The 13,253-nt window shown below is 54.8% G+C and carries 15 protein-coding genes; 4 read left to right on the top strand and 11 right to left on the bottom strand.

What is annotated here, in order from left to right; translation table 11 throughout:
* Positions 1 to 237: 237 nt before the first annotated feature.
* The 3 genes from CH92_RS17280 to CH92_RS17270 are packed head-to-tail and all read left to right on the top strand — an operon-like array spanning position 238 to position 1,526.
* Positions 238 to 675, top strand: a complete 438-nt coding sequence (locus CH92_RS17280; protein WP_336434061.1) for a GFA family protein — start codon at positions 238 to 240, stop codon at positions 673 to 675.
* A gap of 21 nt (positions 676 to 696) precedes the next feature.
* Positions 697 to 1,095, top strand: coding sequence for a VOC family protein (locus CH92_RS17275; protein WP_025243021.1), 399 nt, complete (start codon positions 697 to 699; stop codon positions 1,093 to 1,095).
* Positions 1,092 to 1,526, top strand: a complete 435-nt coding sequence (locus CH92_RS17270) for a hypothetical protein (protein ID WP_025243020.1) — start codon at positions 1,092 to 1,094, stop codon at positions 1,524 to 1,526. Before CH92_RS17275 ends, CH92_RS17270 begins: the two co-directional genes overlap by 4 nt.
* Before the next feature lie 183 nt (positions 1,527 to 1,709).
* On the opposite strand, the gene CH92_RS21735 is transcribed toward CH92_RS17270, so the two are convergent.
* Both CH92_RS21735 and CH92_RS17260 read right to left on the bottom strand, forming a co-directional pair.
* Positions 1,710 to 1,871 carry a helix-turn-helix domain-containing protein gene (locus tag CH92_RS21735; protein ID WP_235206164.1) on the bottom strand — a complete coding sequence of 54 codons (162 nt, stop codon included), beginning with the start codon at positions 1,869 to 1,871 and terminating at the stop codon, positions 1,710 to 1,712.
* A gap of 87 nt (positions 1,872 to 1,958) precedes the next feature.
* Positions 1,959 to 2,417: a hypothetical protein gene (locus CH92_RS17260; RefSeq protein ID WP_025243019.1), complete on the bottom strand. Its 459-nt coding sequence runs from the start codon at positions 2,415 to 2,417 to the stop codon at positions 1,959 to 1,961.
* A 274-nt stretch (positions 2,418 to 2,691) separates the two neighbouring features.
* Between CH92_RS17260 and CH92_RS17255 the strand changes: the two genes are divergently transcribed.
* A complete protein-coding gene (locus CH92_RS17255; RefSeq protein ID WP_025243018.1) occupies positions 2,692 to 3,717 on the top strand; it encodes a CNNM domain-containing protein in 1,026 nt (341 codons plus the stop codon).
* A 57-nt stretch (positions 3,718 to 3,774) separates the two neighbouring features.
* Here CH92_RS17255 and CH92_RS17250 read toward each other — a convergent pair whose 3' ends face one another.
* The 9 genes from CH92_RS17250 to CH92_RS21940 form a co-directional block, all read right to left on the bottom strand.
* On the bottom strand, positions 3,775 to 6,003 hold the full coding sequence (locus CH92_RS17250; RefSeq protein WP_025243017.1) for an esterase-like activity of phytase family protein: 2,229 nt from the start codon (positions 6,001 to 6,003) through the stop codon (positions 3,775 to 3,777).
* Positions 6,004 to 6,209: 206 nt separating this feature from the next.
* Complete coding sequence (locus CH92_RS17245; RefSeq protein WP_025243016.1) at positions 6,210 to 7,091, bottom strand: isocitrate lyase/PEP mutase family protein; 882 nt, start codon at positions 7,089 to 7,091, stop codon at positions 6,210 to 6,212.
* Between the two features lie 788 nt (positions 7,092 to 7,879).
* Positions 7,880 to 8,350 (bottom strand): hypothetical protein, encoded by a 471-nt coding sequence (locus CH92_RS17235; RefSeq protein WP_025243014.1) that lies wholly within the window; start codon positions 8,348 to 8,350, stop codon positions 7,880 to 7,882.
* Between the two features lie 87 nt (positions 8,351 to 8,437).
* On the bottom strand, positions 8,438 to 8,794 hold the full coding sequence (locus CH92_RS17230) for a hypothetical protein (protein WP_144381036.1): 357 nt from the start codon (positions 8,792 to 8,794) through the stop codon (positions 8,438 to 8,440).
* A gap of 92 nt (positions 8,795 to 8,886) precedes the next feature.
* The gene (locus tag CH92_RS21950) at positions 8,887 to 9,285 is read right to left on the bottom strand and encodes a hypothetical protein (RefSeq protein ID WP_144381034.1); all 399 of its coding nucleotides are present in this window, start codon (positions 9,283 to 9,285) and stop codon (positions 8,887 to 8,889) included.
* Positions 9,286 to 9,385: 100 nt separating this feature from the next.
* Positions 9,386 to 9,796, bottom strand: coding sequence for a hypothetical protein (locus CH92_RS17225; protein ID WP_025243012.1), 411 nt, complete (start codon positions 9,794 to 9,796; stop codon positions 9,386 to 9,388).
* A 90-nt stretch (positions 9,797 to 9,886) separates the two neighbouring features.
* Positions 9,887 to 10,189: a hypothetical protein gene (locus CH92_RS21945; RefSeq protein ID WP_144381032.1), complete on the bottom strand. Its 303-nt coding sequence runs from the start codon at positions 10,187 to 10,189 to the stop codon at positions 9,887 to 9,889.
* A 95-nt stretch (positions 10,190 to 10,284) separates the two neighbouring features.
* Complete coding sequence (locus CH92_RS17220) at positions 10,285 to 10,566, bottom strand: hypothetical protein (protein ID WP_235206163.1); 282 nt, start codon at positions 10,564 to 10,566, stop codon at positions 10,285 to 10,287.
* A 1,723-nt stretch (positions 10,567 to 12,289) separates the two neighbouring features.
* Positions 12,290 to 12,541, bottom strand: coding sequence for a hypothetical protein (locus CH92_RS21940; protein WP_144381030.1), 252 nt, complete (start codon positions 12,539 to 12,541; stop codon positions 12,290 to 12,292).
* Positions 12,542 to 13,253: the final 712 nt, after the last annotated feature.

The following is a 13,253-nucleotide window of genomic DNA, read 5'->3' as shown; positions in this document are numbered from 1 at the left end:
GCTTGAGTTATAACATAACAATTCACGGGCCGTGCAATATGAAACTAATGGGTGTTCAATCGAGGATTTCGGAAATTTCGCATCTGATGCCGGTGACAGGTGCGGCTTTAGTCGGCTACGTGACCTGTACCGCAACGTCAATCAGGGTTCTGGGCGCGGGCATGTTGCATCCAAATCATGGTTCATGAGCCCTGCAATGTATGGGTTGCTCGGCGCTTCTGACTCGCTTTCTCAACGATGCTCTATCATCCGTCTCCTTTGTACGGAATGCGGCAGATGACGATGCACAAGGGCAGTTGCTTATGCGGCGCAGTAAGTTTCGAGCTGAAGACCGAACCCCGAGCCCCCACCCATTGCCACTGCCGGATGTGCCAGAAGCAGCACGGGGCCGCCTTCGCCAGTTACGCCAGCATTCTCAAGTCGGATTTGACGTACCTGTCTGGCGAAGACCTGCTCGCCTCATACAACTCATCTGCAAGCATCATGAGACGGTTCTGTAGCCGGTGCGGGTCGAACATCGAGTGGTCGGGTAGCGAGCGTTACCCCGATTGGGTGTCAATCACGTTGGCCTCTTTGGATACGCCCTTCAAGCCCGAGCGGGCGGAGGACGTTCATCTCGAATCCGCGGCATGCTGGTTGGCAGGCCCCTACCAAGGTGCGGCTACGACCCGCTGATTGCATAAAAAGGAACAGTCAATGTTCAAAGTGAAGGCAACCCAACATGTCCTGGCAGTCAACGACCTCGAACGTACCGAGCACTACTTCCTCAACGAACTCGGTTTTTCACTTCGCTTCCGCGTAGAGGGCTGGTCGTTCATCAGCCTGGGTACATTTCATGTGATGCTGGGCCATTGCGTGGACGAAATGTCGGCCGGTGAGGCGCATGACCATGCCTACTTCGCCTATGTGAATTGTGAAGGCATCGACGATCTTTACCGCGACTACCAGCAGCGCGACGTCATTATCTTCCAACCCCTGTCGGACAAGCCGTGGGGCTTTCGCGAGTTTGGCGTGGCTACGCCAGAGGGCCATCGAATCGTGTTTGGGCAGGATATGCAGAGTAGCGAAGCTGTAACGCTAGACGAGACGTCATGAACGAAATGACTCGAATCCGCTTCTCGGAGATTGAGCAGTTCGTGCCCGAGCAGCCGGGTCTCTATGAAATCCACGTTGTAGACGGGAAGCCTCTGAAAGTCGGGATCAGCATCAACCTGCGAAAGCGGCTGATCCAGCATCGTCGGTCACGCCAGAGCCGTTTGATCCTTAAGGCCGGCGGTGGCTGGAACAATCCGACCGATGTCCGGAGCAGCCAGTCGATTCTGGCGAAGCATCTGTTTTTCTCCGGCGAAATCGATGGATTCGATCTAACCCGCGAGGCGGGGCGGCAGGCATTTCTCGAGCAGCGCTGCTACATCCTGTTTTGCGCCACCGCGACGCGCGAGGAGGCGCGCGCGATGGAACGGTTGAAAGAAGCGAGCGGTGCGTTTGCGTTTACAGGACGGGTTTATCGACCAGAGACGCGGTGACGAAACCCGGCCGGCCTGCAGCCGGCAATCACGCGACCTGTCGCTGCCGATAGGCCTCGCCGATCTGTACCAGCACGACCAGCGTCACGATGGGTAGGAGTCAGTTCAGCCCGATGCTGGCCGCCCCATCCGGCTCCGTTGCCCGTCTCGCCGCCTTGCTCGAGTGCGCGCAGTTGCGCTGCGTCAGGTGCCGCCCAGCGTTGCGCAAAGCCGGTACTGGCCCGGTGTCATACCGACCACGGCTTTGAAATCGTGAATGAAGTGAGCCTGATCGGCGTAGCCGCATACCCGCGCGGTATCCAGCAGCGATTCCCCGGCCCGCAGCTCGCCGCGCGCCAGCGCCACACGCTGAATGCGACTGAACTGCTTGGGCGTCAGGCCTACGTGATGATTGGGTGACGCCCCCGGTTCAGATCCTGGGGCTCTCGCCGTTCAGGACTTGAGGTCCTGGTTGCTCATGGCGCAGAAGCTCTGTGCCTGCTTCGTTGGGGAGAGCGCTCGCAGTTGTGCCATGCATTGGGCCTGGCTAGGGATGCGCGACGCACTGAGCGCCGCATTCTCGTCGACGCTGACCAGGTATGCCCGGTTGTAGCGCGGGCCGTCGCCCCAGCTGCTGAACCGTTGCTCGCCGAAGGCGCAGCGGTACTGCATATGGCCGGAGAACCCTTTGAATCGGTCGCTCCGAAAGATGTGCCGGTATTTTTGCCAGTCGCGGGAGCGTTGGCCCTCACGCACCGCTTCGAGGCAGCTTTCCAGCTCGGTGATGTCCGGCTCATGCAGGAATATCGTCTGAGCCAGGGTGGACCCATCCAGCTGCATCGTCGCCACGAGATAGACGCGCTGTTCATCTGCCTGCGTCGATAGCGCCATCAATAGCCCAAGCGCCAACATCCCTGTTCTGATCATTCTGTAGTACTCCGGGGTGAACCATCCTGTCGAGGGCGGCACCCTAGCCGACGAGCACGGCAGGAACAAGCCGATCATCGATTGAGCGGCCCAGGTTAAGGCCCGCACGGCGCACTCTGTTTAACAGAACAAACGTGACGAACAAATCTCAGCGCTGCGTTCTTCAATCAGTCGGGAAATGAAATGTTGCATGCCTTTGCAACCATGCGTCGGGCTTTGCGATAAATTGCGCTGCCTTAGGCAACGAAAACACCCCTACATGTCTCTCCTGATAGCGTTCGCTGTCTTATCCATCCTCGTTTCATTCATCTGTTCGATCCTTGAAGCCGCGCTGCTTTCGCTTACGCCGAGCTTCATTGCGCACCAGAAAGCGTCCCGCCCCAGGCTTTATGAACGCCTCAAAGAACTGAAAGACAAAGTGGACCAGCCACTTGCGGCCATTCTGACGCTGAACACCGTCGCGCACACGGTAGGTGCGACCGGCGTAGGCGCGCAGGTGACCGTCGTGTTCGGCAACGGCTATGTCGGTGCCGCCTCCGCGGTCATGACCGTGCTGATTCTGGTGCTTTCGGAGATCCTCCCCAAGACCATCGGCGCCCGTTACTGGCGCTCGCTTGCACCCTATTTGCCACCTCTGCTGAGCGGGATGATCTGGATCCTCAAGCCCTTCATCCTCCTGTCCGACATGATCATGCGGCTGATTGGCGGTAAAGAACCGGAGCACGACATCCGGCAGGAAATCAAAGCGCTGACGATCTTGGGCCGCGAGAACAAAAGCCTCGACGAGGACGAGCAGCGCGTCATCAGCAATATTCTCGACCTGCACGAAATCAAGGTTCGCGACGTCATGACGCCGCGCACCGTGTGCGACTACACCGGGCCTGATACGGCGATTGGTGCGTTCAAGGAAAAGGTCGCCGACAGCCAATTCTCGCGTTACCCGGTTATCGGTAACGACGAAAACCCATTGGGCGTCATATTTCGCTATGACGCGCTCGCGGCGACCGACGATGAAGCGCCTGTTTCCTCGATCATGAAACCCATGAAGGTCGCGCCCGAAATGACCAGCGTCGAGCACCTCATGACCCAATTGCTGCATGAGCGGCAGCATATGTGCCTGGTCTACGACGAGTTCGGCAGCTGGCGCGGGCTGGTCACCCTTGAAGACATCATGGAGACCATCCTCGGCAAACCCATCATGGATGAAACCGACGACATTCCGAACATGCGGCGCTTTGCTAAACGACGCTGGGATCACCGCATCAAGCGAACCCGGGAGGGATAAGCTTGAATCATCTCCGTCGCCCGACCCATGACGGTCGGGCGAGGGGATTGATATGACTTAGCGCTTGACCGTCCCGAGGCGCATGAAGCGCGTCTCGCCGCTGGCGTCTTCCACGCCATCGTTGTCGGTCACGACGAACAGGCGGCCTTGCTTATCGACCGCCGCGCCCTCGACCTTGTCCAGCACCCAGCCACCGGTGCTCTTCAGCTCCGGCAGCAGGTCACGTTCCAGGCGCTTGGTCACCAGCGGGAAGGTCTGGTCTTCGGCGGCGGGTTGCTTGCCGCTCAGATCGATACGGTAGAGGCGTTTCACCTCAGCGGCAGGGCCTTGCTGATTGTCGCGTTCGATCACCAGGAACTGGCCATTGCCGATCGAAGTGAGTTCGGACAGCCCGACCCAACCGCCTTCGACCGCCGGGTCGAGCGGGTAGTGATAGAAACCCCACTCGCCGCTCGCCGGATCGAGCACGCCGATGCGCGCCTTGCCGGCCGGGTCGTTCTTCCACTCGCGCTGGAACACGACGTACACACGCGTGCTGGCGCCTTCGCCGACCACCGAGACGCCTTCGAAGCCACTGCTGGTCTGCTGCGCCGCGACGTTGGCAGGCAGTGCGTATTCCTGAAGCACGTTCCCAGCGGCGTTTGCACGGATCAGCAGGTTCGGCTTGTTCTTGCCGTCACCCTCGGATGCCAGCCAGAAATCACCATTTGCAGCCTGGGCGATACCTTCCAGGTCATAGTTGACGGTCCCGCCGGCTTTGCGCAGTGCGGTCTGCCCATCAATGATTGCCGGCGTTTTGCTCGTGTCGATCTTGAAGATGCGCGAGGCCTCGTAGTAACTGTCCGGCACGGCATAGAGACGGTTGGCCTGCGTACGGTCCGCGACCATGCCGCTCAACGCACCCCACGGGATCAGGGCGCTGTCGGTGGAACGGATTTCCGGGTACGACGTTTTTTTTGCGCCGTATTGATAGATCGAGATCGTCGAGCGATAGCCATCCTCGGCCGAGTCTTCCTCGCTGCTGACCACCAGCAGGTTACGCGCAGGGATCGGCAGGATGCCTTCCGGCCCCATTCCAGCCGGCAGCAATTGGTGCATGACCGGCGCCCACGGGTGAGCCACGTCGTAGACGGCCACGGCGTTACCGCGCTCGCTGCCAACGAACAGAAAGTCCTGCTTGCGGAAGCTCGCCGAGGCGATGCCTTCCGGCTCGATGCCTTTGTTCTCCGAGCGGCTTTCCGGGTAGTGCCCGGCACGGATGAAGGCGTGCTCCATCGAGGCGCCGGCTTCGTACCAGACACGGCCATTGAAATCGAACAGGGTGAAGCTGCGGCTGCCGCCTTCATCGCCATTGGCGTCTTGGTAGTCACCTTCGTTGGCCGTCGCCACCAGCGGGCCGACCCAGGAAATGGCATCCGGTTCGCGGCGCTTGGCCTTAAGCACGCCAACCGGCTCGATGCGGTCGTTCTCTTCCACATCCACGCCTTCCAGATCGACCTGGCCGGCGCTGAAATGGCGTAGCACGCGACCGCGACGCAGATCGACCAGCACGATGTGATTGTTCTCCTGCAGGGTAACGGCCGCGACGTCCTGATCATTGATGCTGACGTACTCGGGCTCAGGATCTTCCGCTGCTATCTCAGCCAAGCCGGTGAGGTCGACATCCCGTGTGCTCCAGCGCGATGGTTGGCCCTTGAGGTCGACGATGCGCAGAAAGCCGCCCGGCAGCTGCGGGATCAGGCCATCGTTCAGGTCCTCGTCACGCTCGTTTTCGATCGCTACGGCTGCATACCGGCCCTTGGGGCTGATGGCGATGGAGTCCGGCTGGCCACCCATGGGCAGCGTGGCGACGCGTTTGGGCTGTGCGGGGTTGCGAATGTCGAATACCGCCAACACGCCATCGGGCTGAGCGAAACTGAGCGAGGTATTCACGGCAACCAGTGCGAAGTGCTGATGCACGGCAACCGAGGTCGGCTCGCCTTCCAACTGCACAAAGCCTGCAGACTTCGGCGATTTAGGGTCGCGAATGTCCACCAAACCAATCCGCTCGCCGGGGCTGTCGGTGTAGATCAGCGTGCGGCCATCGCGGCTCACGGCGGTGATCTCAGCAACGGTCTGCTTGGAGGCGTCTTCGTCCGCGCCGAGGTTGCGGTACACAGGAAAGGTCGCGACCCGCTCGAAATACGCCGCACTCCGGGACGAGGCGGCCTGTGAGGCCAGCGGCAGCAGGGCCAGTGTCAGGGCGGTCGATAGCGCAGTGCGGGTCAGGCAGGTCGGTCTTTTCATGCGGGCCTCGGCGTTTGGCGATGGGGGTTAGCCAAAACACGCTAGGCCGGGTTTGTTACCGGACGGTGACGAGGTTGCGCTTGTTTCGCCTTGAGTTACGGCACGTCGAGGATCAACCGCGACCCAAAAATGCACCAGACCCAGACGGGCAACCTGCGACATGGGCCGAACGCTGCCGATTGCTTCGTTTGTCCAAACACCGAAACTTAGCTACGCGGCTTTGTCGCGTCGGCTGCAGCGCCTGATTGCGTAGCAGGTCCGCCGGCCTCTTCGAAAATGCGGTTCAACTCGGAGAACGGCGCCGCGCCCGCGAGTCCGTTGAAGCTGCCTTCCTCGGCGATCGCCCGCGCTGCTCGGATGAAGCTGCCCCACGCCGTTCGCGCAAGGGCGGAGCCGACGCTGATACGGCGCACGCCGAGCCCTGCCAGATCCGCGACCGTCAGGCCCATATCACCCATCACGATCGCGTTTACCGGTTTCGGCGAAACGGCTTCCACGATCGTACGAATCTCCTCGGGTGTCCGTGGGCCGGGAGCGAACAGAACGTCGGCGCCCGCTTCCGCATACGCGGTCAGTCGGCGCAACACGTCGTCGAATGGTTCCGGGCAACCCACCAGATAGCTTTCGGCCCGCGCCGTAAGAAGCACCTGCACACCCTTTGCATCGATGGCTGCACGAGCGGCTCGGATGCGCTCGACCGCAAGTGGCAGTTCATACAGCTCGCCAGGTTCCCCGGTAGCATCTTCAATGGACAGACCAGCAACGCCAGTATCGACGCATAGCGAGACGTTAGCCGCGACACCCTCGGGTTCATGAGCGTAGCCAGACTGAAAATCCGCGCTGATGGGCAGCTCCGTCGCGGCGACGATACTGGTGATGTGCTCCAGGGCCGTCGCGACGGGCAGCCCCCATACCGTGTCCGGTTGACCCTGTGCGAACTGAAATCCCGCGCTGGTCGTCGCCAGCGCCCGAAAGCCGCAGTGCGCCAGAAACCGCGCCGTGCCGATGTCCCAGGGATTGGGAATGACAAAACACCCGGATTCGTGGAGTTCTGCAAACGCCGCACGGCGGCTCGCAAACTTGTCCATAAGATCTCCTTGTTTATCTTTAAGCGTTTGAGCACCTGGCAGACCCAGACGCTGCTCCATCGTTGATCAACGGCCCTGCGAGGTCGCGAAGCATGCAGTAGCCAGTCGATGAAAAGGGCGGGCATCCATAGAACGAGCTCGCTCATGTCGGCTCTCTAACCTTCCTAACACTTGTTGCAAAACGCCTAATTGGCCAGCGGCGCGACTCGCTTGAATATAGACGCCACTTGCGCACTGGCTTGATGGAAAAGGCGAACGACTGCTGGACAAGCATTGAAGTATTCGTACGCGATTACCGCACGGTGCAAGGCCCGGAGCTGTGCAGCGAATACTCTGTTTCGCTTCCATGACGACGCTCTGTTTGCAAGGCCTAACGCTTGAATCTAGCCGCGCCACGACGCAGCGTCGATTTGAATGAATGGTTTGGCCACAACCTGCCGTATAACCAGGCAAGCGCAAGCCCATACACAAGCCACTGCAGCACCATTACCGCCACGACCAGCGCTGCCGTCGGGGCTGCCCCGCCAAAAGAACCAAGTGCAAAAAGCATGGCCGGCAAGTTCGCGGCCGATGCGAGATTCGTAAGCAGCGGGTGGACAACGACCCAATTGGCCGCCGGGGAGCTCTCGCCAAGGACAAGCCAGGTAAGGAACAAGCCAAGCGAAGCTATTGCGACGGCGTGAATTACGAGGCGCGACATGCTTTCTCTGTCTCTGACGTTCGGTTATGGGGCGGGTTTTAGCCCGTCCCAATGAGCGAAGTGAGCGGTTTGGACCATTTGTTATGGGTTACTTGCCCGCTTTACCTGCTTCCAGAATAGGTAACCCAGCCTCGGTTGGGATATAAATTCTCTCTCCCTTACCGTCTTGAAGGCCTTTAATCCAAATGTACCTTAGGTATTCATCATTCCCTTTCAGAGACTCACCTATTATTCGATTTGACTCTGCTGCTGCTTTTGCACGCTCAATATCAGCGAGACCTTCAGCTTTAGCACGCACTACTTGTGCGTTGCCTTCGGCTTCTGCCAGTGTGACTCGTGCTTTTGCTTGCATTAGCGATGCTGTTTCTCTTGCCCTCGCTTCCTCAATTAGTATTTGCTTAGACCACTCGGCTTCTTTTAATGCAGCCATTCCGTGCATTTCCATCCGATACAAATTGTACTTCGGCCATGTCCACAGTGATAGCGCAACCAAAATAACCGAGATAAAAATAAGAAACAAAACGGACCCAAAGGCTAAAGCCTGTCTATTTTGATACACCAACTTACTCCTTGTTATGCATAACGTTTGGTTAAGGGCGGGTTTTAGCCCGTCCCAATGAGCGAAGTGAGCGGTTTGAGCGCGCTGTTATGTTGCAGCGCTCGACGATTTTCTTGGGACGATTAAGCACGCAGAGAGATAAGCGCACAAGGTGAGGATGCTGAGATTCATCGCAAGCATTTTATTTCTTGCGAAGAGCATTTTTTCAGAATTTTTTTCTGCAAGTTCAGATAATGCTTCTGACATTATTTCGTCGCGCTCGCACTTCATACGCTGCAGCTCTTTCATTTTTGAAACGTACGGCTCACCAAGAAACGCCTCAGACATTTGCTTTTTTGTTTCATTAGTGAGCGCGGAGTTAAGAGCCCCATAAGTTAGAGTGGTTACGATTATTAGAACTGCTGCGCCGATCCTTCGGCGGCTAGGTTTTAGTGCCGCTAGCACGTTATTACTCCTGTAACATAACGATTAACCTAAGGGGCGGGCTTTAGCCCGTCCCAGTGAGCGAAGCGAACGATCTGAACCGTTTGTTAGGCTTATTCTGCGATGCAGAATGAAGCTTCTTTCCCATTGGAAATTAATGAGCCAAGCCATACACCAGGCCCGCAACCATAAAAACTACCAAGGCTCACCCAACCCTCGTGGCGCGTGGCTGGCTCATTATTTTCGAAACTTACTTTAATGTAACTCTTGCATACGGGAAGTTTTAATGGAATCGGGACTATTGCCCATAAAGTAGCTCCGCACCACTTCCGCTCTGACTTTAAGGTCACGCTACCATTTTCTGGATGCTCGCTCTTGCTCCAGAAATGCTTAGCTCCATTCGCATAATATATAGCTGTAGCTTTTGATGTTTTTGATTGCTGAATGTCTGTGTGTATTCCTACACATCCGCCGACGCTAATTAATGCAGTAAAGAAAAATACAGTTTTCATGCGAAGCCTAACGTTTGGTTAAGGGGCGGGCTTTAGCCCCTCCCAGTGAGCGAGGCGAACGACTTGAACCACTTGTTATGCGCTGCATATTATGCCTGGACTAAGTTAATGTCTTTCTACTTATGAGGTTGTGTGCGAAAACGTAAGATATAGAGGCGATTGCCCCGCCTAATAACAGCGTAGGCCAGATATAGTCAAATGCAGCTGTAAAGTCTACTTCCATGCTCTGCATTATGTATGGGATTGAACTTGCACTGCTTCCTGTAATGGCTGCTGCGATAATTGCAACAACATAAGATACTAATATTGCCGCTTGGATTTTTACACTTTTTATGTTGGTTTTTATTAGTCGAATTGCGTAAGCGAGAGATGTTAACGAAATAGCTAAAAGAGAAAGCATGCTAGTAGCCCAGTATGCAATACCTCTGGCTTCTGCTAAGAAAAGAAACACGCCAAGGCAAGCAGCGATTACTGCGATAAAGAGCATTAAGGTGATGTTGAATTTACGCATGTTACTTCCTTGTGCATAACGTTTGGTTAAGGGGCGGGCTTTAGCCCGTCCCAGTGAGCGAAGCGAACGGTTTGAACCAGTCGTTATGGTTCAATGGCACACAACCTCCCTTGTGACAACTTGATACGATGCGCCAATATCCACACCGTTGATATATGCAGGAGAGCGCGGCGTTGAAAAATCACCATCATCCTTATAGGAAAACTTTCCGGTGCCGCATAGCTCCTCCGCCTTTGAATCAATCTTCTCAAGCAGAGAGGGCACGGATGCAAGCATGTTTCCAGAGGCTTCTAATTTGTATTTGCCAGGTGCCAGTTCGACATGTCGAGCTGGGAACATCTGCGCGCATCCAGAAAGCAATATAGCTAGCCCTAGAGCGATGTGGTTTTTCACTGATATCTACCTTGATTCATAACGATTAAGCTAAGGGGCAGGCTTTAGCCTGTCCCAGTGAGCGAAGCGAACGATTTGAGCGCCTTGTTAGCCGCTCACCACAGAATACTTTCAATTTCATCGTATTTATCCGCAACTTTTAGGTATGCGTCAGCCCAGCCACTGCTCATGCTAACCTCTTGCAACGGGCCAGTTGGAGCAAACAGCACTGATATTTTTACTTTTTCAGGTAAAACGCCGGTTTTTATTGAGGCTATTAGTGAAAGCATCTCTTGCTTTGCTTCTTCTCTGCTCTCCCAGTATGACCAACAGAAATCGTTGTCCGGGAGCGACACGAGCTCAATAGCTGATTCGAGAACATGAATGAGGCTACCCATTGGATTGCCTCGATCAATCCCGTCATTTATTAACTGCCTAGAACGCTCTAGTGTCATGTGTTGGCTAACGATTAAGCTAAGGGGCGGCGGAACGCCGTCCCGGCGAACGAAGTGAGCGCTTTGAGCGCATTGTTAGGTTTCATTGCACGCCCCGTTTTGAGCCGATGTGTTTTGCCCCGATATCTATTAAGAAATAGGCAGAGATAGGTAACGACAACCAAAATAGGATCGGGCTCCAGAACATGCTGAAGGCTAGCCATGGTAGTAGGTCAACGCCACCAGCTGAGCATGGGGCGAGATTTTTAATATTTCCTTGGCAGTTGAAGTAATGATCGGAAAAAACTCCTAGCTTCCAGACGATGAAAAGGAGAGCTGGGGGAATCACTGCCAAAGTGTATTTAGACATCCATGTCATGCTGGAACCTAACGTTTGGTTAAGGGGCCGGCTTTAGCCGGTCCCGAGTGAGCGAAGCGAACGACTTGAACCACTTGTTAGGGGTTACAGCGCCCATGGTGTATTAAGTGCTGGGTGTGGTGTGTTGAGTTTATTGGTGTGCAAGTGGTTTATAAACTTGCGCAGGCCAAGAAATGCTCCGACAGAAACTGCGAGAATTATTAATCGTAGGACAAGCAGAATTAGACTGTCAGAGTTGATATGGGATTCAATAAGGTCTGTTCTTATAAAGCGTGCAGTGCCAAAAAATTGAAATGCGGCAACTATACCGATGACTGCTCTAATAATTCTAAGGGTTAGATACATGGTCTGATTCCTTTCGGATATTCCCTAACGTTTGGTTAAGGGGCGGGCTTGAACCGTTTGTTAGGTAGCGATACGAACTAAAGAGCCGACCCATCGTACTGCCAGCGAAATACAAACCGAATATGGTTGGAATGCCAAAAATTAAGTACGAGGCAACCCATCCGAGTGACGCCAAAAATTCCCCCAACCCTAGAGCTTGAAACGGACCGATTTGAAAGGCGATAGGAAGCTGTAAAATCACAAAGCGTCCTTTCGCATCGCCCTGGATGACGAGTGAAGCAATAATGCAACCGACAGTAATTACGGCATAGACCAGGGATAGCGCTGCCCCTGCTTTGCTAAAGCGTGTGCTCATACGAACCTAACGTTTGGTTAAGGGCGGGCTTTAGCCCGTCCCAGTGAGCGAAGCGAACGATTTGAACCACTTGTTAGGCATTCACTAAAGTCGAACACGGTTACGGAAAGCCTTTTTCGACGAGCCACGCCTTATATAATTTTTTACCTACATACTTGAGTTTTAAATGATCTGCGCAGCTAGTTGCACGTTGAATCATCATGAACGCCTCGCCAAACCGATCATGGTTCAAGTTTTGTGGTTCGCCTAGGTTGTGATGTTTAACAGTATTTCGACCCGCATTCCATGACTTAAATATTTCCTGCTTTGATATATGTGGGTGCCCCAAGCGTGTTCTTGTTCGATTTGCCCATTGCCATAAATTTTCTAGGGGATGAGTGCCTGTTTGTTCTTGAATGATTCTAGAGAGAATTTCTTCGGAGGCACCAAGTAGTGTGAGTGCAGAGATATATCGGCCACTCAGAAACAGGCCGATTCCGTCCTCTAACTGCTCGCGCGCTAATGCGATTTTGTTGTTCGAGCCATTTTGCCTAACGATTAAGATAAGGGGCCGGCTTAGCCGGTCCAAGCGAACGGAGTGAGCGATTCCAGCGGCTTGTTAGACGCATTCAGCCTTCGGTTGCGCTTGAATCATCTGGACGAAGCATTACATATATAGCCATACCTACGAGAGCGATGAAGCCGAAAGCCATAATTTTTACTCCGCTTATACCCAGTAATAAGCCAAGCCCTACACAAGCTATGGGATACCCGGTAATCCCCGCGACAAAATAGAGCGCTTTACCATCAGCTCCTCGGACGGTTGTGGCTAGAAGCCAGCCTGCCGCCATAGTTCCCAGTACTGCCCAGAGTGTAATCACGGAATTACTCCGTTTTTGTCTAACGTTAAGTTAAGGGGCGGGCTTTAGCCCGTCCTAGTGAGCGAAGCGAACGACTTGAACTTATAGTTAGACGCGGTGGCAAGTCGGACATCAAATTTACAGGCGACGCTGACTTTACCTCAAGCCGAACCGAAATGGTGGGCAACGAGCATGCAAACGTTTGCCGGCATGGCAAAGCCTTGCGGGCCAAGCCTTTTGTGCCGATGAAGGGCCGTGAGTGCCTAGCAAAAAGAGAACGACAGTCAGTCATTTTGCGTGCCGAAACGGATAGAACTCAGCCCGTTTTGCAAAAGGAAAAGACAGGCTTCGATATTGCGATTTTGTGGCCTGAACATATTGGATGCTTCCTTGCATATTTAAACCGCCAAATTTGCAGCCGCTTCTAACGTTTGGTTAAGGGGCGGGCTTTAGCCCGTCCCAGTGAGCGCAGCGAACGGCTTGAACCACTTGTTAGAGCGGGGGCAAAGCAAACACCCACACTCCATTTGATACCTCTGAAGCCGCGAACAATTTATCTCTTTGCCCAATCTCAGCAGACCATATCTGGAGCTCGACAACCCTGCCATCATGCGACGGCACGCTCACCACCTCAGATAAATTTTTCCAGCGCGTGCGCCAGATGTTCGCGCCCTCAAAATACGAAGCTAGTTGTTTATCACTCGCGATTTTCCACATAAGCGCTCTAACGATT

Origin of the sequence: Stutzerimonas stutzeri (genome assembly GCF_000590475.1) — a bacterium.
GTDB classification, from domain to species: Bacteria; Pseudomonadota; Gammaproteobacteria; order Pseudomonadales; family Pseudomonadaceae; genus Stutzerimonas; species Stutzerimonas stutzeri_D.
This window is presented reverse-complemented; position numbering and strand designations above follow the sequence as displayed.